The organism is Paenibacillus ehimensis NBRC 15659 (genome assembly GCF_004000785.1).
In the GTDB taxonomy this organism is placed as follows: Bacteria; Bacillota; Bacilli; order Paenibacillales; family NBRC-103111; genus Paenibacillus_G; species Paenibacillus_G ehimensis.
Genome location: NZ_BILX01000007.1, coordinates 124653 through 150148, shown reverse-complemented (window position 1 = coordinate 150148; position 25496 = coordinate 124653). Strand labels below are relative to the sequence as shown.

Sequence of the window (25496 nt, the reverse complement as noted above, 5' to 3'; positions counted from 1 at the left end):
ACGGATTGCCTCCCTTATTGAATCGTGGACACGACGGACGGAACGATCAATTCCGCTTCCGTCTGCCGGATGACATCTTCTGCTGTGTAGGGGGCCATCACTTCCCGCAAAACCAATCCTTCGTCCGTTACTTCCATCACGGCCATTTCGGTAATGATCATATCCACGCAGCGCGGCGCGGTTAACGGAAGCGAGCACTGCTTCAATATTTTCGACTCGCCCTGCTTGTTCGTGTGGTTCATCAGGACGATGACCTTGCGCGACTTTTGCGCCAGCTCCATCGCTCCGCCCATGCCGGGCACCCGTTTGCCGGGAACGATCCAGTTCGCCAAATCCCCGTGCTGGCTCACTTCAAGCGCGCCCAGAATCGTGATGTCCACATAGCCGCGGCGGATAATCCCGAAGGCCGTCGCGCTGTCGAAATACGATGCGCCCGGCACGATGGTCACCGGGAAGCCTCCGGCATTGCACAGCGCGGGATCTTCGCTCCCCTTGGCCGGGCTCGGACCGGTGCCCAGAATGCCGTTCTCCGCGTGAAAAAACACTTGGAGCTCCGGCGGCACATAATTGGCCACCAAGGTCGGAATCCCGATCCCGAGGTTCACGAGCATCCCGTCTTGAATTTCCTGCGCCGCCCGCCGGGCGATCCGGTAACGGCTGTCTTCTACTCCCACGCCCATGTCCAGTTCACTCCTTGACTCGGTATGACCATATCCACATAAATCCCCGGGGTGACGATGCATTCCGGGTCCAGCTCGCCGAGCGGCACGATTTCGTCTACCTCGGCAATGGTGTAATCTCCGGCCATCGCGACGAGCGGATTGAAATTGCGGGCGCTTTTGTCATAGATCAAGTTGCCGTACGGATCGGCCTTCTGCGCGTGCACGATGCTGACCTCGGCGGTCAGCGCCGTCTCGATCAAATACGGCTTGCCGTCCAGCACGATCTGCTGCTTGCCCTCTTCGGCAATCGTGCCGATGCCGACATCGACGAAGATGCCGCCCAAGCCGACGCCTCCGGCGCGGATGCGCTCGGCCAGCGTCCCTTGCGGGCTAAACTCGACCTCCAGCGCGCCCTCGTTCATGAGCCGGCCGGCGTTCGGATTGGAGCCGATGTGCGAGACGATGACTTTCCGGGCCCGGCCCGCCGTGATCAGCCGCCCGATGCCGATATCCGGGAACGCGCAGTCGTTGCCGATCAGGACGAGATCGCGCACGCCTTTATCCAATATGCCTTGGCACAAGGACGGAGGATTGCCCACGCCTCCGAAGCCCCCGTACATCAGGGTCATTCCGTCGCGTATATGCTGAAGCGCGTCCTCCAGCCCGGCGACCTTGCTTCGCTTTTTTACAAGCTCCATGCGTTTTCCCCCTTCCCCTATACCGCCGTTTTATTCAAATGGCCTTCCGCCCGCAATTCCTCTTGCACTTCAAAAATACTTTTTTCCAATATGTTTACCAGGCTATCGATTTGATCCGGGGTGATAATTAATGGCGGAGAGACGATAATTGCGTCTCCGGCCGCTCCGTCGATGCCTCCCGATGCCGGGTACACGAGCAGCCCTTTGTCGAAAGCGCGCTTGATGACCCGCGCTGTCACGCCGAGCGATAGCGGGAAAATCCCTTTCGTCCGCACATCCGGCACGAACTCCAGTCCGAGCAGCATCCCTTTGCCCCGCACGTCGCCTACGATGTCCAGCCGCTTCGCCATCTCCTGCAGCTTGCCGAGAAGATACTCGCCGTTCTCTTCCGCCTTGCGAACCAAATCGTGCTTTTCCATATAGTCCAGCACGGCCAGACAGACGGCGGCGGATTGCGGATTGGCGCTGTACGTATGGCCCGCCATGATCGACTTGGACCCTTTCAGAATCGGCTCCATGACCTTATCGCTGACCAGCGTCGCCGCCATAGGCGTATAGCCTGCACTCATGCCCTTGCCCAAGGCGACGATGTCAGGATCGACTCCCCAGTGCTCGATCCCGAACTTCTTGCCGGCTCTGCCGAGCCCCGTCATCACCTCGTCCGCGATGAAGAGAATATCGTATTTGTCGCAGATACGCTTGATCTCCTGATAATAGCCCTCCGGCGGCGTCACCGCCCCTCCCGAAGCGCCGATGATCGGCTCCGCGATAAATCCGGCGATATGCTCCGGCCCGATGCGCAGAATCGACGTTTCCAGCTCCTGCGCGCATTTCATGCCGCAGCCGGGATGCGCTTCCTTCAGCGGACAGCGGTAGCAGTACGGCGCGGAAACGGACGGATAATCTTCGAGCAGCGGGATGAACCGCTTGCGCCGCAAAATATTGCCGGACATCGACAAAGCGCCCATCGTAATGCCGTGATAGCTCATCCAGCGGGAAATGAAGCGGTTTTTGCGGTCGCGGCCTTTCTCCTGCCAATGCTGGATCGCGATCTTCATCGCCGTCTCCGTCGCTTCCGAGCCGCTGTTGACGAAAAAGGACCAGCTCCAGCGCCCCCCGGACCATTCGCTTAGCTTGCGGGCAAGCGCTTCGGCCGGTTCGCTCGTAAACTGCGAGCGGTACGCGAACGATACTTTTTCCGCCTGCGCCTTCATCGCCTCGACGATTTCCGGTACCCCGTGGCCGATGCTGGCCGTTACTGCGCCGGAGCAGCCGTCGATATACGTTTTGCCGTCCGTGTCATGGAGGTAAATGCCTTGTCCGCTGGCTACCGTTGGATAATCGTAGTCCAGAATCGGCTTGATCAAATGTGTATCCGTCATGTCGGTTCCCCTCTTTACGCTTGTGTTAAACCCAGCCTCTCCAGCGCATGGCTTCCGCCATTTTTCGGAGGCCTGCAATATAGGCGGCCAGCCTCATGTCCACCTTGCTCTCCAATGCAATTTGATAGACCCCGCGAAAGGCTTTGACCAAAATATGGTCCAGCTTCTGATGTATCTCGGCTTCGGACCAATAGTAGCCCTGGTTGTTTTGAACCCGCTCGAAGTACGAAACGACGACACCGCCTGCGCTCGCCAGCACGTCGGGAACGAGCAGCACGCCCCGGGAGGTGAGCATTTCCGTAGCCTTCGCGGTCGTCGGTCCGTTCGCCGCCTCGACAACGATTTTCGCTTGAATGTCGGCCGCGTTCTCGTCCGTAATCTGATTCTCGATGGCAGCCGGGATAAGAATGTCGCATGCTTGCACAAGCAGCTCCCGGTTGGAGATGGCGCTTGCGAACAGGTGAGTGACCGCGCCGAACGCATCCCGTTTCTCCAGCAAATAATCGACATCGAGGCCGTCAGGGTGATACAGAGCGCCGCCCGCGTCTGAAATCCCTACGATCTTCGCTCCCGCGTCGTGCAGAAATTTCGCCAGATAGCCTCCGGCATTGCCGAACCCTTGAATGATCACCTTGGCGCCGCTCAGCTCCACGCCGGCCACCTTCGCCGCTTCGCGCAGCACGATCGTCACGCCTTTGGCCGTCGAGGACTCTCTGCCCGCCGAACCGCCCAGCACAAGCGGCTTGCCGGTAATAAAGCCGGGGGAGTCGAATTCGCGGAGACGGCTGTATTCGTCCATCATCCAAGCCATCATTTGCGCATTCGTGTACACATCCGGGGCGGGAATATCCTTGGTCGGACCGACGATCTGGCTGATCGCCCGGACGTACCCGCGGCTCAGCCGCTCCAGCTCGGCGGCGGACATCGTGCGCGGATCGCACTGGATGCCTCCTTTGCCCCCGCCGTACGGGAAGTCGGTCAGACCGCATTTGATGCTCATCCACATCGATAGAGCGGACACTTCCTCCGGCGTCACTGTAGGATGAAACCGGATGCCGCCCTTGGTCGGTCCCACCGCATCGTTATGCTGAGCCCGGTATCCGGTGAATACCCGGACGGAGCCGTCGTCCATGCGTATGGGAATACGAACCGTCATCAACCGAAGGGGCTGCTTGAGCAGCTCGTAAAACGATTCCGCGTAGCCCATATGCTCCAGCGCCTTCTTGATGACCTGCCGCGTTCGCTCCAAGACGCTTAATTGTTCACTATGCCGCACCGTTTCGACTGCCATCGTTCCACCTCCGGCCTCTGCGTTAGGGCTGCGATTACTTGTAGTTTAAACCAGCTAAAGCGCTTGATCTATTCGACCGACGAATCCAAAATGAGCGCGCTTTTTTATACATAAGGTATAAATTCCAGCTTGCCCGAAATGACGGGCCGTGATATAACTGACTCAAGCCAATCCGCACAGAAAAGGGGATCATTCCTATGGGAATAAGCATTCAAGAAGCGATCCAGCTGCCCGTGATGTCGCAGACGAAATTGGTCGCCGGATTCGACGGCATGAACAATATCATCAAGTGGGTCACGATCGTCGAGGTCATCGAAGACATCGACCGGCTGCAGGAAGGCGAGTTCCTGATTACGACCGGCTTCGGCCTGATGGAAAGCGAAGAGAAACGCAGCCAGTTCCACAAGCTGCTGTCCAACAAGAAGCTGTCCGGCGTCGCGATGTACACCGGGTTTTACCTGCGCGAAATTCCCCAATCGTTCATCGACATTGCGAACCGCTCCGCCCTTCCGCTGCTGGAAATTCCGACGGATATCAACTTTTCGGTCATTACCAAGGCGATTCTGGAACAGATCGTCAACAACCAATTCCGCATGTTCGAGCATTCGATCAACATCCACAAGGAATTTACCCGTCTGGTCTTGGACAATCAAGGAATCCAGGCGATCACCGACACGCTGTCGCGGCTGACGGACGGCAGCATCGTGCTGTTCGATGCGGATGCTTCCATCGTCTCGGACCGGATCGTTCATGACGAGGTACGCCGGATCGGCCAGAATCGGCTCCTGCTCTTTTCCGAGCCGTTGCAGCCGCCTTTTGAACAGCAGCTTCTTCACTTCAACAATCATGAAAGCGAATACACAATTTCGCTCTATCCGGTCATGGCGAATCAGACGAACTACGGCTGGATTGCGGCCATCAAGGATAAAGACCTATGGAAGGACATCGACCAGATCGCGGTCGAGCATGCGGCCACCGTGTATGCGATTGAATTTCTGCGGCATAAAGCGATTCTGGATACGGAAATCCGTTTTCAAGGCGAATTTCTCGATCAAGTGTTATCCAAAAATTTTACCAATAAAGCCGAAGTGATCGAGCGCGGGAAAAAGCTGGGCTTTGATCCGAGCGGCAGTCAAGCCGTGCTGCAGATCAAGGTGGAGAACCTCCCGTCCGACCTCGAGCGCCGTACGCTGGACGACATGCTGGACCGGCTGTATCAGGTCGTGAATCAGGCCATGAGCAAGCATAACCGCCAGTTTCTGCTGCGCAACCGGCTGGACGGCTGCGTTATCCTGATGGGAACGGGAGGCAAAAGCACGGCTCCCGAAGCCGCAGAGGAAGCTTCGCTTCTGGCCGTACAGGATATCGCCGACAAATGGAGCGCGTTCTATCCCGGATTCCCGCTGCGGATCGGCATCGGCAAAAGTTACACCGATCTGGCCGACCTGGCCAAAAGCGCGCAGGAAGCGCACCGGGCTCTCGTCTTCGCCAAGCTGCTGCACAAGCCGAAGCCCGTCGTTCATTATGACGATCTGGGACTGTACCACTTCCTGATCCAAATGCAGGAGCACGGTATGGACTTGCGGCAGTTTGCCGAGGAGCAGCTCGGAGCTTTGATGCAAAACAAACGTCAAGGAGCCGACCTGCTTCAAACGCTCGAAACGTACCTGTACCATAACCAGAGCGTGCATGTGACCGCAGCCGAGCTGTTCATTCACCGCCATACGCTGAAATACCGGCTGAACCAGATCGAGAAAAAAACGCGGCGGAATCTTCAATCGTCGGAAGACCGCTTGAAGCTGGAGATCGCGATTATGGCCTACAAGCTGACCGTTTCTTCCGAGGAGCTGTAGCGGGCGCGCGGCTTGGCGCTCGCTTCCCTGCTTTTCGCTTTCGCGTTGACATCGAGTCTCGCTTCCAGCTTGCCTACCACAAACGTGAAGAGCATAACTAGAGCCAAGTAATATAACCCCGCCACCACGTACGTTTCGAGCTGCTTGAAGTTCGCGGCCGCTTCGCTTAACGCCGCTCCCCACAAATCCGACATGCCAACGTAGGCCACGAGCGACGATTCCTTCAGTCCCAATATGAACTGGTTGCCGAGCGGTGGAATGGCGATTTTGAACGCCTGCGGCAAAATAATTCTGCGCATCGCCTGCGGATACGTCATCCCGAGTGAGCGAGCCGCCTCCATCTGACCGCGGTCGATCGATTGAATCGCGCCGCGGAAAATTTCCGCGATGTACGCGCCGCCGTGAATCGCCAGCGCGAACACCCCCGCCCAAAACTGCGACAGCAAAATAATGTTGGAAATTCCGAAGTACAGCACGGCGATCTGGATAATAAGCGGCGTTCCACGGATTAGCGTAATGTAGAATGTCGCCACGGCGTTCAAGACGCGGCTCTTCGACAGCCGGAAAAAGGCAAAGATCAGACCGATGACGCTTCCGAGCAGAAGAGAAACCAACGTTATGCGAACGGTCAGCCAGGTCGCTTTCAGAAACACGTCGTAACTGGACAGCAAGATTTCGATCATCGGGTCACCTCATCTGAATATCGTTTCGTTACTTTTGCAAAATATTTCTGCCGAACCATTTCTCGCTCAGCTTGTCATACGTTCCGTCCTTGACCATCTCGTCGATGGCCTTGTTCAATTGATCCAGCAGTGCTTGGTCCTCCTTGCGGACCGCGATTCCCATCTCCTGCATCGTCAACGGCTCCCCGACGGCCTTGATCGCCGTGGCGCTTTCCTTGATCATGCGGAAGCCGACCAAATCGTCCGTAATGACCGCATCCACCCGCCCCGTCGGCAGATCCAGCAGCGCTGTCAGATCGCTATCGTACTCGGTAATGTTGCCCGCATCCGTCCGCTCGGCGGCCAGACTTTTGAATAAGCTTGCCTTGAGCACGCCGATTTTCTTGCCTTTCAGATCGGCCGCGGACTTGATCGTCTCGTTCGTCTTGGCGACGAAGATTTGCGCGCCCGACCGGTAGTAAGGCGTCGTGAAGTTGACTGTCTTCTGGCGTTCCGGCGTAATCGCCATACTGCCCAGAATCGCATCGTATTTCTTCGAGAGAAGACCGGGAATGATCGTTTCCCACGGGTTCGTGACCGGCTCGGCCTTCACGCCCATTTTCTTGGCCAGCTCACTCCCGAATTCGACGTCAAAGCCGACCAGATTGCCGTTTTCCTTGTAATTGAAAGGCTTGTACAGCCCGCTCATTGCAAAATGAAACGCTTTCACTTGTCCGGAATCTTTGCCGTCGGCAGAAGCCGCAGACGGGGTGTTGCCTGTCGAAGCACAGCCGGCGAGAAGCATAGCCCCTACCAGCATCGACAACAAGGAAACGATCAACCCTTTTTTCATCACACATTCCTCCTGTAAGTTGGTCTTAGGCTGCGTTGCTTTTTAAAGGATACTGCGCAAAAACTGTTGAGCCCGTTCCGTCTGCGGATTGACAAAAAATTGTTCGGGATGGGCTTCCTCCAATATTTTTCCGTCGCTCATGAAGACGACGCGGTCGGCTACCTCGCGGGCGAAGCCCATCTCATGGGTGACGACGATCATCGTCATACCCTCCTTGGCAAGCTGCTTCATTACTTGAAGCACCTCGCCGACAAGCTCGGGGTCCAGAGCCGAGGTCGGCTCGTCGAACAGCATCACTCTCGGCGCCATGGCGAGCGCCCGGGCGATGGCGACGCGCTGCTTCTGCCCGCCGGACAGCATGCCGGGATATTCATGCGCCTTATCCCTCAGCCCCACCTTGTCCAGCAAGTCGTACGCGGTATCGATGGCCGTTTTCTTTTTGATCTTCTTCACATGAATCGGCGCTTCGATCACGTTCTCCAGTACCGTTTTATGGGGAAACAGATTAAAATGCTGGAACACCATGCCGACCTCTTGCCGGATCTGATTCAGGTTCGACTTGTGAGGGTCGCGCTTTTCCCCAAAAATATAAATTTCCCCGTCGTCATAAATTTCGAGGAAGTTCAGACACCGCAGCAGTGTGCTTTTCCCCGAGCCGCTCGCGCCAAGCAAGACGACGACTTCTTTTTCCTGTACGTTTAAATTGATGCCTTTCAGGACGTTAACGGAGCCGAATGACTTGACCAAGGTGTTAACTTGAATCATGGATTAACCTCCTTGCGGGATAGTCTATGTTGCGAAGAAAGCGCATTCTTTTTGTCTTGCAGCTTGTCCCCAAAAAGTTTACCTGGTTAAATAGTAATATAGAAACCGCTTACAATCTATTCGCCGATAGAACGAAAAAAGCTTCTCCCTTTTTATACGCCATGTATATAAAGCATACCCGATTTTGAGGACCGAAGGCTGTGGAAATCATTGGAAAGGACAAAAAAGAGAGCCGCCGAGGCGACCCGCTGCTAAACCTATCGATTACACTTTTCCTGCGCTTTTGTCTCCCAGCAGCGAGTTCAGCTGCTCCAGCAGGTTGCCGCCGCCGGTGAGCGAGATCGTGCCGATCTTCTCGCAGATTTTTTCGAGGAACTCCAGCTCCTTCAACCGGTACAGCGTCTGGTTCTCGTCCATCAGCTTCGCGGTATTGAGCAGGCTGCGCGTCGATGCCGTTTCCTCGCGCCGGGTGATCAGGTTGGCCTGGGCTTTCTTCTCGGCGAGGAGCACCGTGTTCAAGATGTCCTTGATATCGCCGGGCAGGATTATATCCTTCACGCCGGCCGATACGAAGGCGACGCCGTAATCCTGGCTCTTCTCGTTCAGCCGGGACAGCACGAAGGCCGCGATTTCCTGCTTCATTTTCAGCAGATCGTCCAGCTTCAAGGTGCCGATATATTCCCGCAAAATGAGCTGCAGCTGGATATACATCTGCTCCTCGAACGATTTGATCTCCAAAGCGCGCAGAGGGTTCACGATTTTGTACTGGCAGACGAAATTGAGCCGCAAGGTCACTTTGTCTTCGGTCATCATCTCCTGGCCGGTCATGTCCATTTGCTGCTGGCGCAGGTCTACGGTCTTCACGGCGACGGCGGTAGGCCCTTTCCAGAAATAATATTTGCCGGGCTTGAGCTCTTTTTGCATCACATGGTTATAGAACAGCATGCCCGATTCGTAGCTCGCCACCTCGAACGTCTGGCAATAGGCCATTAGCTTGGGCCGGATCGCCAGATCGACCTCCGCAGGCAGCTCGGGCTGGCGAATGTCCACCCGGACATACGTGTGCTTCTTCAATATGTTCCAGAACACATATCGTCCGGCCGTCAGCAGCCCGGCGAATTTGCCGTCCTCGTAATGCAGCACATATTCGTGGTCCTGCACCTCAATGACATCCAGCTCCCGCAAGAGCCGGTCATCGTGAAGGAACAACTGCAAGTCCTTCCCCTCCACCGCAAAAGGCTTCGTTATGTCGAGAACGACAACCGTTTCATCGGAAAAAGGCGAGAGGCGATACGTGCCGGGCGGCAAATATTTATCGTAGCTTCCTTTGCGGAACAGTAAGCCACGCTCGTCGATTTGAATCGTTACTTTTTTAAACATGGTAAATCCTCCTTCATCAGCTCATACCTGAGCTGCCTTTCATTGGTTGGTGACCTGCGAAAGGAACCCTCCTGCGCCCCTGACGGAATCCCGCTTAAGAACGGAGGAGCCGAAGCTTCCGGCTTCGAAGCTGACGAACTTCGGATCGGCTCCATTGCAGCCGTTCTCCCGTTTGCCGTCTCCTTGGCGGTCGCCTTTCCGGTTGCTCCGTCCGGTATCCGCGGATTGCAAAGCCCGGACGCAGTGTGCTGTGGAAGCCACTAGGATTCCTTGTAGGTCACAGCATGTCATTTTCGCTCGATTAAAAGTCGAGTGCTCCCCACGGAGCTTAATCGTCCCACACGATTTGGGATTCGAACCCAATAGAATGGCAGATTCATGCCGGATCGGCCGTACAGGATACCGGCGCATAGGATGCGCGGGCACTGCGGGATCGTAGGAAATCCCTGCCTCGGTACGCCTTCCGTACATCAACCTAAATGTATGATAGAGCGTCTCAGACGCGTATCATCGTTAGTTCCCCGTTCCCGCCCTCGCCGTTTTGTCTGAATCAGCACCCGGTCGTTACAATCACAAGAATTGGTACGCTTGTAAGATGTTCTGGGCTTAAATCGTCAAGGCAGGAATCGAACCTGCGGACATGGCCCCTCACATCCACCCAGGAGTCCAACTTGCCCAGTTGGCGGGTGGCGCTCGCCTTCAGACAAAAGGCTACCTACTAACTCGTATGTTCCTTACAGCAGCTCGGTTTTCCAGTTCATTTCCTGTATGCCGGTATCCAGCTCACGGTAAGCTTTGGAGTACTGATCGACCTGCTTTTGCAGTTCGGCAATATGGACTGTCGGAATGAATTTCACTTCCGACCTGCTGTACCGGTCCTGCTTAATCGCCGCGGCATTAATGACCTCTTGGATCATCGTGCGGCGCATCGCCAGAATGTCCCGCTTCGCCAAAGCATCGGCAAGGGTAACTCCGTCGTGCAGCACCGTTTGGGCGTTCGTCCGGTTGATCGCGGTCATTAAGGATTCCAGCTCCTGCAGCGTGTCGTTCATTTCTTGGAACAACTCCTTCGGGTCCTCCGGCGGATGTTCCCCTTCCTGCACCTTGGCACTGCGGCTCAGGCGGACTTTCAATTGTTCGATGCGCTTTTGGCAATCGGCTCTATTCATTAAAGCTTCGGCTAATTTCATCGTTATCACCTTTGGGTATTGAATTTTAATCTTTATAGATGTCAGCGCCTTATGTATCTATCTTCGCTGATTTGCGCCGAAACGAACATGGCGAAAGTATTACAACGGGCGGAAAGTTTTTCATGAAAAAGAAAAAAGACCGGGGCAGCAGCTCCGATCTTGTCATCAAGGGAAACGAATCAGGATTCTAATCCCCAACTTCCCTTCCAGCTTCCCTTCCAATTTACCCTCAAGTCTTCCTTCTGCCCTGCCCCGCGATTCCGCATAATCCAGCGCGGATTGCTCATCAAGCAGCGCTTTTTTGCGCATCTCGTACAATGCCCGTGCTTCCTTGTTCTGGTTTAAAAACTCCAGCGTCGTCATTGCCTTTTTCAGCCCCGGTGTATCCATTGCTAGTTCCTCCTCAAAGTTTGCTTTAGCAAACTCGATTCGGAAGCATACGCTGCTCTTGGGGTGCGGCAGACCGTAGACGTATGAACCGCCTACGGCCTGCAAGGAATACCTCTACGCACAGGCGCGAACCAACCGAGGGCCTCCGCTCTCACAAGCCCGCCGGAGCCGACCCCTTCCCTCACAGCCTGGGATCGATTTCTTTCTCCCGGGCCACTTCAAACAGCAGATTGGCGACGATTGCGTTATACGTCTCATGGTCCGGCGCGATTTCATCGAATCGCACAGAGAGCATTTGGCTGCCGAGTCTATACTCGTTCATGGAGGTGCGCAGCTTCGAATGAATGTTTTTCTGCTTCATCAGCTTGCCATACTTATGCGGGAACCGGTAATCGTATCCATAGATGATCGATAAATACTCCGGATTGCGGACCTTCATATACGGGACCGACCGGTCTTCCGGGACCTCCGGCTTGATCACGACGCCTTCCATATGGTTCCCGACGGTTAACGTCGCGAAGAACTGCTGAGCCTTCTCGCGGCTTTCCGGCTCCGACAGATCGAGCACAACAAACTCGTCGTCCGACAGAAAACGGTACATCTCGGAAGTGCTCCAGTCCGGCAGCTGCTCCTCGCCGCTGTCGTACACGACTTTTAACAAGGCGAAAGGCTTGTACTCCAGCTCTCCGTCTTCGGCATATAGCTCCAACTGCTTCTTATACGTTTCATAGGCGGCCGCATGCTCCTCCAGCGGCACGTAGATTTCCAAAATGTCATGGACATATTTATAGTTTTGATACACGCTTGCCCCGTATTTGTCGCTCAGGGCAGCTTTAGCGAGGTGGAATTGATCCTTTTCAAACCCGCTGGCGCGGTACTCTTCCGTAAGCTTGCCAAAAGCCTGTTCAAAACCGTTGCGTTTCAGAAATTCCAACTCGCTCTCCAATGCCTTCGCGATCGGCTTGAACTGCCGCTCAATGAGTCCGTCTCCGAGCGCTTTCCACGGCAGCAGCTCTCCGTCCAAAAGCATCATAGAGACGCCGTTCTGCTCCATGTAGCCGCCGAATTTTTGCAGCAGCCGGTCGTAAATACCGGTCAGATCCACCTGATTGATCTTATACCCGTTCCGGCTTACGGCAAAGCATCGCTCCCGGTCCTTATGCAAATAAATGTTGCATCGGGAGCCCATATATTTCGGCTGCAGCACCACCTGACGGACTCCCCGTTCGGCAAAATAATCCAAGCCGCGCTGCAAAGACTCCAGCTCGCCCGCAGCTACGTCCTTATCGGCCGGGGACATCGTTCCCGAGATAAAGTTGATCTTATTGCGCGATACATAGCGCAGTCTGCGAATTTCCTCGTCGCCCAGCTCCTGCACGGATACTTTTTTCTCTTCCCGGAACAAGGTCGGAAGCTCGTCCGTCATGACCGCTTGCCCGGACTTGTGGGCTTTAAAGAAAGGCTTGAACGAAATGCTGACCGAGGTCAGCGCGTTCCCGTGCACGCATCCGGTATCGAGGTGAAGCTTGCTTTTGATCCGGAACGCCTGCTTCGCCGCAATGTGCCCGAACACGTGGTACGGATGATTTTTCGCCGCTTCTTCGTTCAGAAAAGCCAGCTGCTCCTCCAGCGGTGCCTCCCGGTTAATCCGGAAGCTGCGCTGATGACGCATCGAATTCGCATCCAGCTTCCCGATGTATTTGTTCCGGCACGGCGCATGGGTCACGTAGAAGGATGCTCCTTTGATGCCAATCGACCGGTAAAACGGCTTCGAAATGGAAACGAGATGATTGAACTTCTCCAGCAGCTCCGCATCATTCCGCAATACTTCCGTCGAATCGAAATACGTGCGAAGCAGCTCCGAATCGGCGCCTTGAATTTCGCCCCGCAAATATTTATAGACGAAATTCTCATGATTCCCCAGGACGAATAAGAAATGCTCCTGATTGTCGTACAAAAATTCTACGATCTCTTTGGTACGCTTCCCCTTATCGATCCAGTCGCCGGCTAACAGCACCTTCGTATTCCGCACTTTATCCGTTACGGCCAGCTTTCCCGCTTCGATCTGGTAGCCGTAGCTCAGCAGCAGACCTTGCAGCGCATCCACGCACTCGTGAACGTCGCCGACGATAATCACCTTTTGATCCTGCGGAAGAATGGTCGACAGGTACTCCTCTTTATCTTCGATCACGACTCTGTAGTCCGGATTGGCCCGCTGCTCCGTTACCGAGTAAAAATCTTTGGCGCGCACCTTATGAATTTTGGCATACTTTTCCTTGGCCAGCGAACCGAGAACGTCCTTGCGCAGCCGGTTAATGTGGCTGGTGATCAGTTTCTTCGATCGCTCGGAGGCGTAGTAATCCTCCCGCTTGCGGTAATCGAACAGGACGACCTCCAGGTTATAGTTATTCTCATGGGCAATCTCACGAACCTTCGCCCGGAAGTCCTCCGACAATCCGGTCGTATCCACGATCACGAATTCCGCATTGACGGGATACGAGGTCACCATCTTCAGCTTCTCGAACAACAGATGAAACGCCTGCTCGCTCGCCTCCAGCATCAATTGATCGTACTTATCGTAGGCAAAGCCAAGAACCTCTTGACGGAGACTGTCAGAAGAAAGATACTGCACGTTGGCTTTAAAAGGTTTCGACACGTCCTCGAACCGCAGCCCGGGAATCAGCACTTCGTTGGCGAACGTCGTTTTCCCGCATTCCGTCGATCCGATCATCATAAAAATAGTGTGAACCCTCGTTTGGATCTCCACTGGCTAGGCCCCCCTTTTCTTGAGAATGACGCCTTGCGTCGTCTGGATGCTGTTGACCCCGTCACCGACGGAGACGAATTCATAGTGCAGGCTCGTTTCCCGGATGATCTCCAGAAACCACTCCCGGAACTCCTCCTGCCCCATCTCCCACTTATGGTCGTCGTGCCGGAACCCGCTCAAGTCGTAGAACGGATTGAAATCCGAATTCGGCGTCGTAATAATAAAGTGCTCGAAGTCCACCTGCTTGCAAATCCGTTGAATCAGTGCCTTAGCCTCGTCCTGACTCATATGCTCGATAACCTCCGTCAGGATGACATCGACCTGCTCGCCGTTGTACTCCTCCAAGAAATGCTCGATCGAACGAAACGTGATCAGGTTATCGAGTTCTCGCGCTTGCGCCTTGCGGCTGACCGATTCCAGCAGCTGTTCGTCGATATCGACAGCGTAGTAGCTGCCCTCGATCTTTGCGGCAAAAGGAAGCGCATAAAAGCCTTCTCCGCAGCCAACGTCCAGGATCGATTTATTAAAAGGCAGGGCGCTGGCGATATAGTTTCTTCGTTGAAGAGCGGTGCTTCCATAATCGAACCGAATGGCGTACCGGCTTGTTTTCTCAAGCTCGCCTTTATATTTTTTGAACCGGTCCCTGGAAGATAAGAAATTCCGCGCAAACAAGCTGCGGATGTAGAACGGCGCGTCAATCGCTTGAATGCTCTTAATGTATTTGTCCAGAATGCTGTCGGAAATATCGATGTTTTCGTTGCCGAACATGGACAGGAACAAGCACAGCACGCTGACGACATGCAGCAGCTGATGGAGGCTTTTGCGCGTCGTAATCGTGAGCGAGTAGCTTTTGTGGGCCTGATGCTTCAGCTCAAACGTAAAGTCGGTCAGATGCTTCTCAAAAAACTCGATGTACCGCACCAGCTCGATATGGATCATGTTGATATGGAACGAATGCTCATAGCCATCGATATCCTGCTCGTCTTGCGATTTCAGCGGCGCGGAGAAAAATTCGTTCAGCGCGTTCAGCGGAAACAACGGCGTGTTATAGCGGGATACGTTCAAATATTCAAAATCCTCGTGCTCATGCTGCTTATAGGAAATCTCATTGTCCGCATCCTTAAAGTACACGTTGTAGGTGGAGCCATCCGCGTACCAGCCGTAGGCCATCCCCTTGCGGATCGAACGAAGAATCATGCCGGACTCCGGATTTTTTTTGATGATAAACGAAAGCTTCGGGTTGGTGGATCTCACTTGAATGATCGCCATCTGCATCTTCCCCTTGGAATAAAATTGTGCCCGGTCGTGGTTAAGCACAAAAAGACCACGGACTCAGAGGTCCATGGCCGGATTGGATAAATGAGCCTGATGTCAACTTGTTTGAAATCGGCATCAAGCTTCACTATTAAGACAGACCGGTAAGGCCGATGAGGGTGCGCTGCTGCGTATGCAATTGATGAAAGGTGTTGCGCTCATCTTGATTCAAGCTGGAATAAAACGATTGACCTTTAAGCACCCTCATCCAACCTCCTTCGATAATAGTTAGTGAAATCATAAGCGGCGGTCCATATTTTGTCAAGAAAATCTCTAGGTTTTAACATTTTTTCGATTTGATCTTGACACGAGGTGCTGTTGCCGTTATATAATGTCATTATGATATTATCAATTGGCAAATATCGAAAGACCAACAAAACTCAAGCGAATCCAAGGTCGTGCCCCTCCTTGTGAGCGCAGCCGATGAAGGCAGCGGTATTTTCTTAAAGCCTGCAATGCCGTCAGCAGTCCAAATTTAATAGTGAAAGCGAGAGCTGATGATGATAGAAAAATTTACGTTTTTTTACCGCACTGAGTCCCCTTTTTCTCAATGGCATCCGTCCCGGTTTGTCGTGGATGGAGTGGAATTCAACTGTGCGGAGCAGTACATGATGTATCAAAAAGCGATACTGTTCGGGGATCAGGAGACGGCGGAGAAGATCTTGCAGGCCACGACGCCCCGCGAGCAAAAGAAGCTGGGCCGTCTGGTCCGGAACTTTGATAAAGATCAATGGGACAACTACGGTAAGAAATTTGTGTATGACGGCAACTACGCGAAATTTACGCAGAATCCGCATCTGCTGGAGCAATTGCTTCAGACGAAAGGAACGACCTTGGTCGAAGCAAGCCCGACGGACCGGATTTGGGGAGTAGGGCTATCCGAAGACGACCCGAGGATTCAAGACAGAAGAACCTGGCAGGGCAAAAATGCGCTGGGGCACATTTTGACACAGCTGCGCGAGAACTTGTTGAAGGAAAATCAAGAAGCAACCTGAATAGAACGAACGGAGTGAACGAAGATGAACACATCTACCCATAACCGAGAAATCCGATCCAAGATCGCCCAAGAAACCTTGGACGTTTTGGAGCAGGGCTTCTACACCAGCCCCTCCGGGGCACAAATCACGATCCGGGACGAGGTCGAGGCGGCCGTTGCGAAGTCCGTCCTCTATGCGCCCGATCGGCTGCCGAATATTTTGAAAGAAGCAAGTGCTCTCAACGGTCGCTTAACGGGGAACACGTCTCGCATTGAGGTGACAAACGAATCGACCTTGGCAGCGGCACAACGGCTTGTAGCGCAAGATGGAATGGCGGAGACCGTCTGTCTGAATTTTGCCTCCGCGAAAAATCCCGGAGGAGGCTTCCTCGGGGGAAGTCAGGCGCAGGAAGAGAGCTTGGCCCGCTCATCCGCCTTGTATCCGTGCATTTCCCAGATGACCGAAATGTACAACCATAACCGAAGCCTCAAAACCTGCTTTTATTCGGATTATATGATCTACTCCCCAAAGGTGCCGGTATTCCGGGAGGATCGCGGTGGCCTCCTGCCGGAGCCTTACTTGGTTTCCATGATTACCGCTCCTGCAGTAAACGCCGGAGTTGTCCGGGAGCGCGAACCGGAAAATACGGCCAAGATCGATTCGGTCATGCTGGAGCGGATTCGCTTTATTTTGGCGGTTGCGGCTGCCCACGGACAGCGTGCTATTATTCTTGGCGCCTATGGTTGCGGCGTCTTCCGCAATAACCCCAAGGATGTCGCCCGCCTTTTCAAGCAAGCGCTAATCGACGAAGGTCGTGCCGCCTGGTTCGATAAAATCGTCTTCGCCATCTTGGATAACTCGGCAGATAAACGGACGTTGAACGAGTTCAAAAAGGCATTGGAGCCATAGTAACCTTGGAAATAAACGAAGGCGTCGGCCCGGGAAGTGCCGGCGCTTTTAATTTTTATTAAAAAGCATACGCTTTTTGCGTGATTGTACGCTCGCATTGTTCAAGCTCGTCTGCCGCACGGTGCAAATAATCGATGCATCTTCTCAAATCCTGATTATAGCCCACTTTGTAGTCGATCCAAGTTACCGATATACGCTGCTGCCAGTCGACAAGACTTGCCAGCGTATCGAGTCTGCGGTCCACATGCATGATCTGGTTCTGAACCGCTTGTAAGCGGGAAGCCCAATTTCTGAGCTCCATCATGTTCACGCGAATATCCTCATGCTGAATGCCGGATTGCTTCCACGTAGGCCAAGAATCCTTGACGAACTTCGAAACCCTGCTGACGATATCATGCACTTCGGCATACACCCGCTGCTTAAAGTCGTGAAACCTCTCTTTCAGGATGGCTCCAAGTCCGGCTTGTTCAAACAAATCGTCGAACTTATGCGTCACCCACGTTTTGAACTGAACGATCTTCTCATCTACAACTTCCGCAGCAATCTGGGCAGCTGTGACAAACGCGGTAGCGACAAACGTAATTTCTACCGCTTTGAGCATCGCTCCTACGGTAATCATGGTTTGAGGAACATTGGTTGCCGCTAGAATACCTGCCGTTTTCATTAATTGAACCTTATCGATATCGCCGTTCCAGACGGCGAAAATGAGCTCCACGGTTTCGTATAGCATCGGGTTAGGCAGCTTTTGAATCCCTTGCGTAAGATTGGACAGCATGCGATATTCAAACTCTTTACTTTGGACACTATCCCTTATTAAGGTACCATTATCGTTTACGAGGTGCTTAAGGGCATGATGGTCCATATTGAATAAATCAGGCAGCGTTCCTTTTTGGGCTGAAGTTTCGATTATGATCGGTTTCGTCGGATTGTAAAAAAGAGAAGAAACGGAATCATATCTGTTCTGAAACTCTTGAATTTTTCCCCTCATATGCTGGATTGAATGTTGATAAGTAATGGTAAATTCCTTGTTGAAGCCAGGGGCGTTAAATGTAGAACAGTTGGCTATTTTTTGTTGGATTTCACTAGTCGCTGTTAGGGTTGCATACAATGCAAGGTTTCCCCCGAGGGAATGACCCGTTACCGTTATGTTGTTGTACCGCTTTGCTTGCGACTCCATATACAATCTGGCTTTATATTGTTGGACGCTTTCCGCTTCATACGAAGTCGACGCATTGTTTTTCCAATCGTTCCGAAATTCTTTTTTGGCAATATCTTCGCTTCCCCGGAAGGCAAACACCGCTTGACCGGGCTCCGGCTCAAACGTGTACGCTACAAAACCTGTTGTCGCATTATCGTCATCGATATGACTTATTTTCCAATGATAATATTTCGAAGAATCCTGAGATAAACTTTCAATTGCGTGCTTAAATGCTTCAAACTGTTCCTTTGTTTTAAATTGGCCTTCTACCTCTTTAAATGACGATTCGAAAGCGTTCTTGTACGTGTTTACGAGTTCACCTACGGTGAGTGTCCCGGAAAGCAAACTTTTGTTTAAATCGGTATTATTTTTTATATTCAAGTACACCAGTTCAGAAAGGATTGCTTTATCTACTTCGGTAACGGTCGCGGTCATGGTATCCCCCTTCCTTAAAACTTCTTATACTCCCAGTCAAAATGGCTTAATATCTCTTGGACGGAATATACCTTCTTTGCCTCGGAAATTTTGGCAAACGTATGAGTGTAACTCATTTCTTTCCGAGTGTAATAATGAAGTGCTTCGCCTACCGTATTAAACTCCGTGCTAACCTGCTCAAATACGGACGGTTTTAAATAAAATACCGAAATAAACCCGTGCTTAAATTCTTCTAATGCCAATACTCGGTCTACCAATTTGTCTACTTTTTGGGCTTCGCGTTCCTTGTCAACATTGGGTTCGCTCTTCATAAACAGATCAACGGCTATTCCATTAATAGCTTCAGCCTTAAAGTAATCTTCAATACTCATGTTTTTGTTATTCAAATCGCGGGCTGGAAAAGATAGACCACCCGAGTCCAGATGTGTCTTAACCCATAATTCCTTCTGTCCAAAAACCTCTTGAGATACCTTCATCATCTTTTCATCGAACTTGTCGGCCATAATTATGTTCATATAGTTGTCCCATACTTTGCTAAAGTCCTTCGTAATTTCGGCTCTAAATCGATGCCTTGGGGAATTTGGGGGATAAGCCTCCGCTTTGATCGTATCGGTTGAAAATATCCCCGACCCATACCCGCCTCCGACGTTTTCAACCACGAACTCTTCGCCATACTTTTCGTTTAAATACTGCGTCATTTTTTCTTCGGCATCCTTATACTTCTGACCGCAGCCCATAAGCGATACAAGCGATAGCACCATCACGATTCGAAGCACCAGCCTTCCATTAAAGTTCATTCCCGATCCGTACCTCCATGAAAACAGACTGAATGAAGGGCTTTATCTCAATCGATACAGCATTTGAACGACCTCGCTGTACTCGCTTGAAATTTGTGTCAATCTTCTGGAGCAATAGTCGGCGCTGATTCCCTTCAAGCTTTTTAATTCCTGCGCTACGCTTTCCAGTTCCCGTCTAATTCGGTTGAGTTCTTCAATAATGGCGGTTGCTTCCCGATCTGCTGCCGCGTTCATGCGCATCCCTCTTCGTATCCATGGATTGTAGACGACGGAGAGCGACAGACTCCTGTCACCCTCCATACCGGATCAGACATTACTTGAACTGGCCGGCGTTGCTGTTAATGGTCGTTTCGGTTGCATCGTAGTTCGAAACCGTATTATCCAAAAAAGCCGCATAAGAGTCCACGACCGCCCGATAATCGCTAAACTTTTGGGCATTCGCGTTGAATTTGTCCTGGATGGTTCGGGAGGCATCGCTATCCCAAGAACTCGTCAGACCGTTCATTTCTTTCTTAATCTCTTCGAGCTTGGCGGTCAAGCTGCCGTTAAGTGTCCGGATCGTTGCCGCGGTTTGCGTGACCTCTGCGGTAGATATGCTGATTCCTTCGATAGACATCGTCGTTGGCCTCCTTAAAGGGAATGGATTAGTTCGCTAATTTTTTGGCGGAGTTTGCAATTTCGGTTTGCGTCGTCCGATACGTTTGGGCGCTATGCTTTAAGAACTCGGAATATTGCTCCATCAGCTTTTTCATATTTTCAAAATCATCGCGGAATCCTTCGATTTGCGTCGTATAAGCGATGTTATCCTGACCCTTCCACGCGTTGCCCATGGCCTTCACTTCGTTAAACAACTGGTCATACAAACGCTGATACTCGGCGGCATGCCCATCCATGTTTTTAGCTGCGGCTTCCAGCTTTGCGGGATCTACGACAATTTTTCTTGCCATGCCAACTCTCCTCTCGGTAATAAAGGTTTTTATATTAACATCAGCCTGGAACCGTGATGAAGCCCCGATTCTTGAGCTGACATGCCAATATCCAAAACGGAACCGGTTGTTCTCTCGCATAAAACGGTATCGCGGGTTGCGGCAAAATAACCGTTGGATAACTCGGCAATCGCGCCGGTTAATAACGTCTCGACTTCCCAAAGCTTGGTCGTGAGAGGGATGTATACGTCATAGGTCCTGGCTAAAGCCGGTACAAATACCTCAACCAATATTTTATCCATCGGAATCGTCCTCCTTGAGATGCAAGGGGGAAGTCACCAGCTTCATGAGGACCGGCTTCCCGTTCGTCACGATATAGCCGAAGTCGTCTCCGATATCCTGGTACAGCTCGCTTGTGAGCTTCCCGATCTTGAGCTGATACTGATCCGCTATGCCGTTCCCCAACCAAATCCCCTCATTGGGGATCACTTTCGCCTTAAACCAAGCTTCGTAGGATACGGACGAAATCGACGAAACGCGTTCGCAGATAATGAAATTCACCCGATACGCCGCCTCGCCTTTTTCCAGAAGAACCCGAAGCTTATCCTTGGAATCCTCGGAGATTCGCGAGTTCAAGCTTGCCAACGAGTGAATGATCCAAGTCTGCTTGGCAAACGCCGGAACCGGTTCGCCGGCTGCCATCGCATCCTTGTACGCATTGTTGCGGTGAACGAGGGTGTTAAATAACTGTGCCACAACTTGATCCCAATCCGATGGATTTCCATAATGGGTATAGTTCTTGAGCTCGTCATTCACTAGCTTATTGTCCGGATCGATGACGGCAACCTCGGCTTCCGCTTTAGCCGACAGGACCTCGGCCAGCCCTTGAATAAAGCCCGCGTTGTCGTTATTTTGAGACAGCACAAGCTGAATGTAATGCTGATCGAAGTGAAAGCAAGCCGTCTGCAGACTGTTCTTCTCCACGCCTACCGGAATCTTCCCGGTCCTGCCGTGCTTGATCTCTTCCATCAAGAAATTCGCATCAATGAGCTTAGGCAGGATCGGAATTCTTCTTGCGACCGGCTCCGTCCATCTCGCGGCGTAATCTTCGGCATACTTGCGAATATGCTCGAAGCGGCTTTCCACATCGCGATGCGTGTGCGCGATTTGAAATTCGTATACCCGATCGGATTTCATGATGCCTCTCCCCTTAAACTTGGAGGGGTAGACACCTTCCACATGACCGAGCACACTCGAATAGTCGGCGGCATCGTTAAGCTGCAGCACGTACAATTGTTTAAAATTTTGCAACACCCGGTACCGGACTGCGCCTGTATTCAATGCGGACAAAATAAAGTAAATACCGTATTTCAAGCCTTCCCTTGTTAAATAAGCCATCGCTTCTTCCTTGTCCTCGAACAGCTCCGCAAACGCCGAATAGTTATGAACGACAACGACAATAGATGGAACGGCATTTTGTGCTGATCTCATGTAAGACTGGTAATCGCCGCCATAATCTGCAAACCGCTTTTTCCGGTCAGCCGTCTCTTGATACAGCATCTTGAACAAATTATTGACTTTCTCCGCTTCGTGCGAGAGCAGGACATCGCCCACATGCGGCGCTTTGGAAAAGGCGTGCAAGGTTTCGGAAGCGAAATCCAAAATATAGACATGAAGCCCGGACGGCGTATGCTCCTCCATGAACGAGTACAGCAACGTGGTCAAGAAGGTCGTTTTCCCGCTTCCCGCCGCACCGTAAACGACCGCATTTCCTTCCTTGGACAGCGGAAATGTCATCGTAAACTGCCGCTGGTTGGCGGGATCGTCCACTTGGCCGATCAACGGATTCAGTATACCGCGGGCCTGTTGCGAAACCGGCTGGCTCTCTCTGAGCTCGTCGAGATAGATGAATTCCGGAAGCGGGTCCAGCCAGAGCGGACGGACGCTAATGCGTTCTTCTTCAGCAATGTCCGCCAAATAGCGGTTCACTTCATCCAATTGCTTGGCCGGGTTGTGGAACCGTGTCTTGCGTTTATCGATTTTGACTTGTTTCACGACGCGTCCCAGATTGTCAATGACGGTCACGCTCTCATCCCTTGCTTTCTCAACCCGATCCGTCGGGTAATAAGGTGCCCCTCCCCAGGCGGATTGACCAAGCTCGAACAGCTCGTTGAACCCCACCTGGACATAGAACCGTCCGGCGACGGACAGCTCGGCCGCATCCGGCCTTTTGATCACGTCCATACTATCGGCCTTTTCCTGCACTTTAAGACAAATTCGAAACCTGCTGTTGCTCCAAATCTGATCATCCACTACCCCGGATGGCTTCTGGGTCGCCAATATCAAGTGAATGCCCAAGCTTCTGCCGATCCGCGCTGCACTAACCAGCTGTTCCATGAATTCAGGCTGCTGCGTCTTCAATTCCGCGAACTCGTCCGATATGATAAACAAGTGCTGCAGCGGCTCCATGACTTTCCCATCCCGGAACAGCCTCTGATATTTGTAGATATCCATATTGCTCATGTTCAGCAGCTTGCCCGTTTCGCTAAAGATCGCTTGTCTTCGCTTTAACTCGCTCTGAATCGAAACCAAGGACCGCTTAACCGCCGCACCGTCCAGGTTCGTAATCGTTCCCGCCAGATGAGGCAATCTCGCAAACGCGCCGGCCATACCGCCGCCTTTGTAGTCGATCAGAATAAAAGCCACCTCGTGCGGATGATAGTTTACGGCGAGCGAAAGAATGAACGTCATCATAAATTCGCTTTTCCCGGAACCGGTCATCCCCGCAACCAAGCCATGAGGACCGTGGTACTTCTCATGCAAGTCCAGGAAAAAGCGTTCGCCGGTCGTATCGACCCCGATCGGAGTTTGGAGCGATAAGGCAGGATTGTTATCCCGCCACCTCGTCAGCGCATTCAGATGCTCGACCTTCCCCACCTCGAACAAATCGAGAAAGGTCAGCACGGCAGGCAGCGTATAGCCCCCTCCCGAAGTATCCAGTTGAATATTGGCCAGTTGCACGGCAAGCTGAAGCTCGTCCTGAATGGTATACAGATGAGGCTGAAACGCAATATGCTTCCCGGAAGTATCGTCTTTGTCATATATTTTCGAATGATTTCCTTCAAACTCCACGACCAGCGAGCACTCTTTGGGCAAGTTTTTCAGCTCGTCGTAAAGATGGATCACGCTAATGCCCGGATTTTGTTTTTGCTTCCGTATACCGTTCATCATCTCCGCCTTGCCGGTCAGGCTCTTATCGATCGCGAAGACGACGTAGTGCGGTACGACCTCCTTAAGCTCTTCCTCCGCAGCTATGCTCTCTCTTCTGGCAATTTCTTTTTCGAAAAAGACCGAAAGCTCCTTCACCTCTCCCGGCTCCGTCGCGATAAAGCGGATGGACTTATCTTCGCTCCAAACGTGAGGCAGCCATTTTGCAAACTCCCACGTTTTGTCTTCCTTCTTGTCATAGATGAAGACAAGCTTTAATTCATCATAGCTATGGAGCGCCGCAAGCTGGACAATCAGCCCCTTGGCCGCATCGATAATTTCAGCCCTCGTGCCGATCATCCCGCTAATCCAATCTTCCGTAAGCGAAAGCGGTATAGGAACCTGCTCCAACATTTTCGGCTCCTCCATGAGCTGGTACAGCTCCTCTTGAAGCCCGTCGTCTTCGACGGAAAATCTTCTCTCGGGAAATTTCAGCAGGACCTGAAGCGGCAGATTGCCCAGTCCAAGTCGAACCTTCAAAAAATCGTCCTGTCTGCGGGTTCGCTCCCATAGAGTCCGCTTGCGCAGCTTGATTCGCGAAACGCATTCCTCAAGAGGAATCAGATTTTCGTGCAGGACTTGGCGCTGGCGTTCTCCGGCATCCCGGATCTTTTGTCGAACCTCTTGAATATAAAGCTTGTATTTCTCCTGCCGGATTCTCTCCTGCTTGAGTCTCTTCTTGGCTTCATGCCGTCTGGTCAAAACGGGCCATAGAATCGTACCCAGCAGGACGCTGAAGGACATAACAAGGGTCGGCATGGCGTTCATGATTTTGCCGTTGGATTGCAGTGCGTTGTGCAGAGAATACAGCCCGGTGAACAAGGAGGCCATGCCCATCGTAATGGACGGACCGAGCATTAACATAAGCGGAGATTGCTCCAGGTTCACCTGGGGCGGCGGAGCGTCAATCTTGATCTCGACACGGTCGATTTCCTTGATAAACCTTGGAGAACGGTAAAACAAATCGCCTTCGGGCACTTCTTCGTCGATTTCATCCTCCGTATTTGGAACCGTAGGATACGGTTTAACGCATGGTCTTAGGACATCGGGATTGCAGCTCAACTGGCCGTCCGGATTATTCGTAGCAATAAATCCGCTGCCGACAATGATCTTCAAGCCGATGATATAAATCATATCTCCCGGTTTAAGAATCTGCTCCGTCGTCCTCTTCCCGTTCACAAACGTTCCGTTCGAGCTGCCCGTATCCCGGATCGCGATTGACGTTTCGGAAACGAACAGCTCCGCATGTACGGAGGAGGTATACTTATTCGCATACCTGATCTCGCAGCCGTCCGCGCGGCCGATCTTTATTTTCCCTCTACTGGGCAAGCTGTATCTTCGGAATACTTTTCGATCGGCAGATACCGGTTCGGCGAAAAGAATCGCAATCTCATCTGTTTTCTTCAAAAGGATGCTGTAGATCGTCAGGGGCTCGACGGCAAGCTCCTTTACTTTGCGGCTGTTGGCATCTATGACGACCGCATGTTGATTCGACTTGAGAATCCATTGATCTTCCGCGCCTTCAATGCCGATCACCCGTTCCACATACCCCAGAAGGTTCGTTTGAGTGACCCAATACTGCCCGGACTTCTTTTCAGGCAGTACGCATGTATGGACTTCATTTTCCTTTAGCAACGATACCTGCATAGGTCACCCTCCTTCTTTCGAACAGACAATCGGACAAATATTTACAAAATTTCCCACATAGAGCACAAAAAAAACCGCCCTATCCATGGTCAAATACACATGAATAAGGCGGTGCTTCCGCTTCGATCATTGG

23 protein-coding genes are annotated in these 25496 nt (G+C 52.4%); 3 read left to right on the top strand and 20 right to left on the bottom strand.

The features are described from left to right. Positions 1 to 14: 14 nt before the first annotated feature. From PEH01S_RS06680 to PEH01S_RS06665, 4 genes are read right to left on the bottom strand one after another with little or no spacing between them, the layout of a single operon-like run. Positions 15 to 680: a CoA transferase subunit B gene (locus PEH01S_RS06680; RefSeq protein WP_127484379.1), complete on the bottom strand. Its 666-nt coding sequence runs from the start codon at positions 678 to 680 to the stop codon at positions 15 to 17. Then, on the bottom strand, positions 665 to 1360 hold the full coding sequence (locus PEH01S_RS06675; RefSeq protein WP_127484377.1) for a CoA transferase subunit A: 696 nt from the start codon (positions 1358 to 1360) through the stop codon (positions 665 to 667). The genes PEH01S_RS06680 and PEH01S_RS06675 overlap by 16 nt, the downstream gene beginning before the upstream one ends. Positions 1361 to 1377: 17 nt before the next feature. Next, positions 1378 to 2742 (bottom strand): aspartate aminotransferase family protein, encoded by a 1365-nt coding sequence (locus tag PEH01S_RS06670; protein WP_127484375.1) that lies wholly within the window; start codon positions 2740 to 2742, stop codon positions 1378 to 1380. 25 nt (positions 2743 to 2767) lie between these two features. Further along, positions 2768 to 4033, bottom strand: coding sequence for a Glu/Leu/Phe/Val family dehydrogenase (locus tag PEH01S_RS06665; protein ID WP_127484373.1), 1266 nt, complete (start codon positions 4031 to 4033; stop codon positions 2768 to 2770). A 197-nt stretch (positions 4034 to 4230) separates the two neighbouring features. Here PEH01S_RS06665 and PEH01S_RS06660 point away from each other — a divergent pair, with 197 nt between their 5' ends. After that, positions 4231 to 5886 carry a PucR family transcriptional regulator gene (locus PEH01S_RS06660; RefSeq protein ID WP_127484371.1) on the top strand — a complete coding sequence of 552 codons (1656 nt, stop codon included), beginning with the start codon at positions 4231 to 4233 and terminating at the stop codon, positions 5884 to 5886. Here PEH01S_RS06660 and PEH01S_RS06655 read toward each other — a convergent pair. The 9 genes from PEH01S_RS06655 to PEH01S_RS06615 form a co-directional block, all read right to left on the bottom strand. After that, on the bottom strand, positions 5853 to 6569 hold the full coding sequence (locus PEH01S_RS06655) for an amino acid ABC transporter permease (RefSeq protein ID WP_127484369.1): 717 nt from the start codon (positions 6567 to 6569) through the stop codon (positions 5853 to 5855). The two genes, PEH01S_RS06660 and PEH01S_RS06655, sit on opposite strands and share 34 nt — an antisense overlap. A gap of 28 nt (positions 6570 to 6597) precedes the next feature. Next, positions 6598 to 7401: an ABC transporter substrate-binding protein gene (locus PEH01S_RS06650; protein ID WP_127484367.1), complete on the bottom strand. Its 804-nt coding sequence runs from the start codon at positions 7399 to 7401 to the stop codon at positions 6598 to 6600. Between the two features lie 42 nt (positions 7402 to 7443). Continuing rightward, on the bottom strand, positions 7444 to 8166 hold the full coding sequence (locus tag PEH01S_RS06645) for an amino acid ABC transporter ATP-binding protein (protein ID WP_025848587.1): 723 nt from the start codon (positions 8164 to 8166) through the stop codon (positions 7444 to 7446). 264 nt (positions 8167 to 8430) lie between these two features. Beyond that, positions 8431 to 9546, bottom strand: coding sequence for a slipin family protein (locus PEH01S_RS06640; RefSeq protein WP_127484365.1), 1116 nt, complete (start codon positions 9544 to 9546; stop codon positions 8431 to 8433). A 39-nt stretch (positions 9547 to 9585) separates the two neighbouring features. Then, positions 9586 to 9807, bottom strand: a complete 222-nt coding sequence (locus tag PEH01S_RS06635; RefSeq protein ID WP_127484363.1) for a hypothetical protein — start codon at positions 9805 to 9807, stop codon at positions 9586 to 9588. A 473-nt stretch (positions 9808 to 10280) separates the two neighbouring features. Then, positions 10281 to 10736, bottom strand: a complete 456-nt coding sequence (locus tag PEH01S_RS06630; protein ID WP_127484361.1) for a DIP1984 family protein — start codon at positions 10734 to 10736, stop codon at positions 10281 to 10283. Between the two features lie 165 nt (positions 10737 to 10901). Beyond that, positions 10902 to 11231: a PD-(D/E)XK nuclease family transposase gene (locus PEH01S_RS06625; RefSeq protein ID WP_127484359.1), complete on the bottom strand. Its 330-nt coding sequence runs from the start codon at positions 11229 to 11231 to the stop codon at positions 10902 to 10904. A gap of 76 nt (positions 11232 to 11307) precedes the next feature. After that, on the bottom strand, positions 11308 to 13893 hold the full coding sequence (locus tag PEH01S_RS06620; RefSeq protein WP_127484357.1) for a metallophosphoesterase: 2586 nt from the start codon (positions 13891 to 13893) through the stop codon (positions 11308 to 11310). A 3-nt stretch (positions 13894 to 13896) separates the two neighbouring features. Beyond that, positions 13897 to 15162 (bottom strand): class I SAM-dependent methyltransferase, encoded by a 1266-nt coding sequence (locus PEH01S_RS06615; protein ID WP_127484355.1) that lies wholly within the window; start codon positions 15160 to 15162, stop codon positions 13897 to 13899. 548 nt (positions 15163 to 15710) lie between these two features. On the opposite strand from PEH01S_RS06615, the gene PEH01S_RS06610 reads away from it, so the two are divergent. Together PEH01S_RS06610 and PEH01S_RS06605 are read left to right on the top strand one after the other, a co-directional pair. Beyond that, positions 15711 to 16202, top strand: coding sequence for an NADAR family protein (locus PEH01S_RS06610; RefSeq protein ID WP_025848601.1), 492 nt, complete (start codon positions 15711 to 15713; stop codon positions 16200 to 16202). 24 nt (positions 16203 to 16226) lie between these two features. Then, positions 16227 to 17093, top strand: coding sequence for a TIGR02452 family protein (locus PEH01S_RS06605; protein ID WP_127484353.1), 867 nt, complete (start codon positions 16227 to 16229; stop codon positions 17091 to 17093). A gap of 58 nt (positions 17094 to 17151) precedes the next feature. Here PEH01S_RS06605 and PEH01S_RS06600 read toward each other — a convergent pair whose 3' ends face one another. The 7 genes from PEH01S_RS06600 to essC all read right to left on the bottom strand — a co-directional run bounded on the left by PEH01S_RS06600 (position 17152) and on the right by essC (position 25363). Beyond that, positions 17152 to 18726: an Mbeg1-like protein gene (locus PEH01S_RS06600; protein ID WP_127484351.1), complete on the bottom strand. Its 1575-nt coding sequence runs from the start codon at positions 18724 to 18726 to the stop codon at positions 17152 to 17154. A gap of 14 nt (positions 18727 to 18740) precedes the next feature. After that, positions 18741 to 19523, bottom strand: coding sequence for a hypothetical protein (locus tag PEH01S_RS06595; RefSeq protein ID WP_127484349.1), 783 nt, complete (start codon positions 19521 to 19523; stop codon positions 18741 to 18743). Positions 19524 to 19565: 42 nt separating this feature from the next. Beyond that, the gene (locus tag PEH01S_RS06590) at positions 19566 to 19757 is read right to left on the bottom strand and encodes a hypothetical protein (RefSeq protein ID WP_025848609.1); all 192 of its coding nucleotides are present in this window, start codon (positions 19755 to 19757) and stop codon (positions 19566 to 19568) included. Positions 19758 to 19836: 79 nt separating this feature from the next. Further along, a complete protein-coding gene (locus tag PEH01S_RS06585; protein ID WP_127484347.1) occupies positions 19837 to 20139 on the bottom strand; it encodes a pore-forming ESAT-6 family protein in 303 nt (100 codons plus the stop codon). 28 nt (positions 20140 to 20167) lie between these two features. Further along, positions 20168 to 20470: a WXG100 family type VII secretion target gene (locus PEH01S_RS06580; protein WP_010496611.1), complete on the bottom strand. Its 303-nt coding sequence runs from the start codon at positions 20468 to 20470 to the stop codon at positions 20168 to 20170. Between the two features lie 29 nt (positions 20471 to 20499). Beyond that, on the bottom strand, positions 20500 to 20751 hold the full coding sequence (locus PEH01S_RS06575; RefSeq protein ID WP_025848614.1) for a hypothetical protein: 252 nt from the start codon (positions 20749 to 20751) through the stop codon (positions 20500 to 20502). Beyond that, positions 20744 to 25363, bottom strand: a complete 4620-nt coding sequence (gene essC, locus PEH01S_RS06570; protein WP_127484345.1) for a type VII secretion protein EssC — start codon at positions 25361 to 25363, stop codon at positions 20744 to 20746. The genes PEH01S_RS06575 and essC overlap by 8 nt, the downstream gene beginning before the upstream one ends. Between the last annotated feature and the right edge of the window lie 133 nt (positions 25364 to 25496).

What these genes read in the sequence shown, in the direction of transcription:
- PEH01S_RS06665 (WP_127484373.1), bottom strand. Translation starts at nt 4,033, where the DNA reads ATGGCAGTCGAAACGGTGCGGCATAGTGAACAATTAAGCGTCTTGGAG.
- PEH01S_RS06655 (WP_127484369.1), bottom strand. Translation starts at nt 6,569, where the DNA reads ATGATCGAAATCTTGCTGTCCAGTTACGACGTGTTTCTGAAAGCGACC.
- PEH01S_RS06675 (WP_127484377.1), bottom strand. Translation starts at nt 1,360, where the DNA reads ATGGAGCTTGTAAAAAAGCGAAGCAAGGTCGCCGGGCTGGAGGACGCG.
- PEH01S_RS06660 (WP_127484371.1), top strand. Translation starts at nt 4,231, where the DNA reads ATGGGAATAAGCATTCAAGAAGCGATCCAGCTGCCCGTGATGTCGCAG.
- essC (WP_127484345.1), bottom strand. Translation starts at nt 25,363, where the DNA reads ATGCAGGTATCGTTGCTAAAGGAAAATGAAGTCCATACATGCGTACTG.
- PEH01S_RS06680 (WP_127484379.1), bottom strand. Translation starts at nt 680, where the DNA reads ATGGGCGTGGGAGTAGAAGACAGCCGTTACCGGATCGCCCGGCGGGCG.
- PEH01S_RS06630 (WP_127484361.1), bottom strand. Translation starts at nt 10,736, where the DNA reads ATGAAATTAGCCGAAGCTTTAATGAATAGAGCCGATTGCCAAAAGCGC.
- PEH01S_RS06585 (WP_127484347.1), bottom strand. Translation starts at nt 20,139, where the DNA reads ATGTCTATCGAAGGAATCAGCATATCTACCGCAGAGGTCACGCAAACC.
- PEH01S_RS06640 (WP_127484365.1), bottom strand. Translation starts at nt 9,546, where the DNA reads ATGTTTAAAAAAGTAACGATTCAAATCGACGAGCGTGGCTTACTGTTC.
- PEH01S_RS06575 (WP_025848614.1), bottom strand. Translation starts at nt 20,751, where the DNA reads ATGGATAAAATATTGGTTGAGGTATTTGTACCGGCTTTAGCCAGGACC.
- PEH01S_RS06670 (WP_127484375.1), bottom strand. Translation starts at nt 2,742, where the DNA reads ATGACGGATACACATTTGATCAAGCCGATTCTGGACTACGATTATCCA.
- PEH01S_RS06645 (WP_025848587.1), bottom strand. Translation starts at nt 8,166, where the DNA reads ATGATTCAAGTTAACACCTTGGTCAAGTCATTCGGCTCCGTTAACGTC.
- PEH01S_RS06605 (WP_127484353.1), top strand. Translation starts at nt 16,227, where the DNA reads ATGAACACATCTACCCATAACCGAGAAATCCGATCCAAGATCGCCCAA.
- PEH01S_RS06595 (WP_127484349.1), bottom strand. Translation starts at nt 19,523, where the DNA reads ATGAACTTTAATGGAAGGCTGGTGCTTCGAATCGTGATGGTGCTATCG.
- PEH01S_RS06590 (WP_025848609.1), bottom strand. Translation starts at nt 19,757, where the DNA reads ATGAACGCGGCAGCAGATCGGGAAGCAACCGCCATTATTGAAGAACTC.
- PEH01S_RS06615 (WP_127484355.1), bottom strand. Translation starts at nt 15,162, where the DNA reads ATGGCGATCATTCAAGTGAGATCCACCAACCCGAAGCTTTCGTTTATC.
- PEH01S_RS06580 (WP_010496611.1), bottom strand. Translation starts at nt 20,470, where the DNA reads ATGGCAAGAAAAATTGTCGTAGATCCCGCAAAGCTGGAAGCCGCAGCT.
- PEH01S_RS06650 (WP_127484367.1), bottom strand. Translation starts at nt 7,401, where the DNA reads ATGAAAAAAGGGTTGATCGTTTCCTTGTTGTCGATGCTGGTAGGGGCT.
- PEH01S_RS06600 (WP_127484351.1), bottom strand. Translation starts at nt 18,726, where the DNA reads ATGACCGCGACCGTTACCGAAGTAGATAAAGCAATCCTTTCTGAACTG.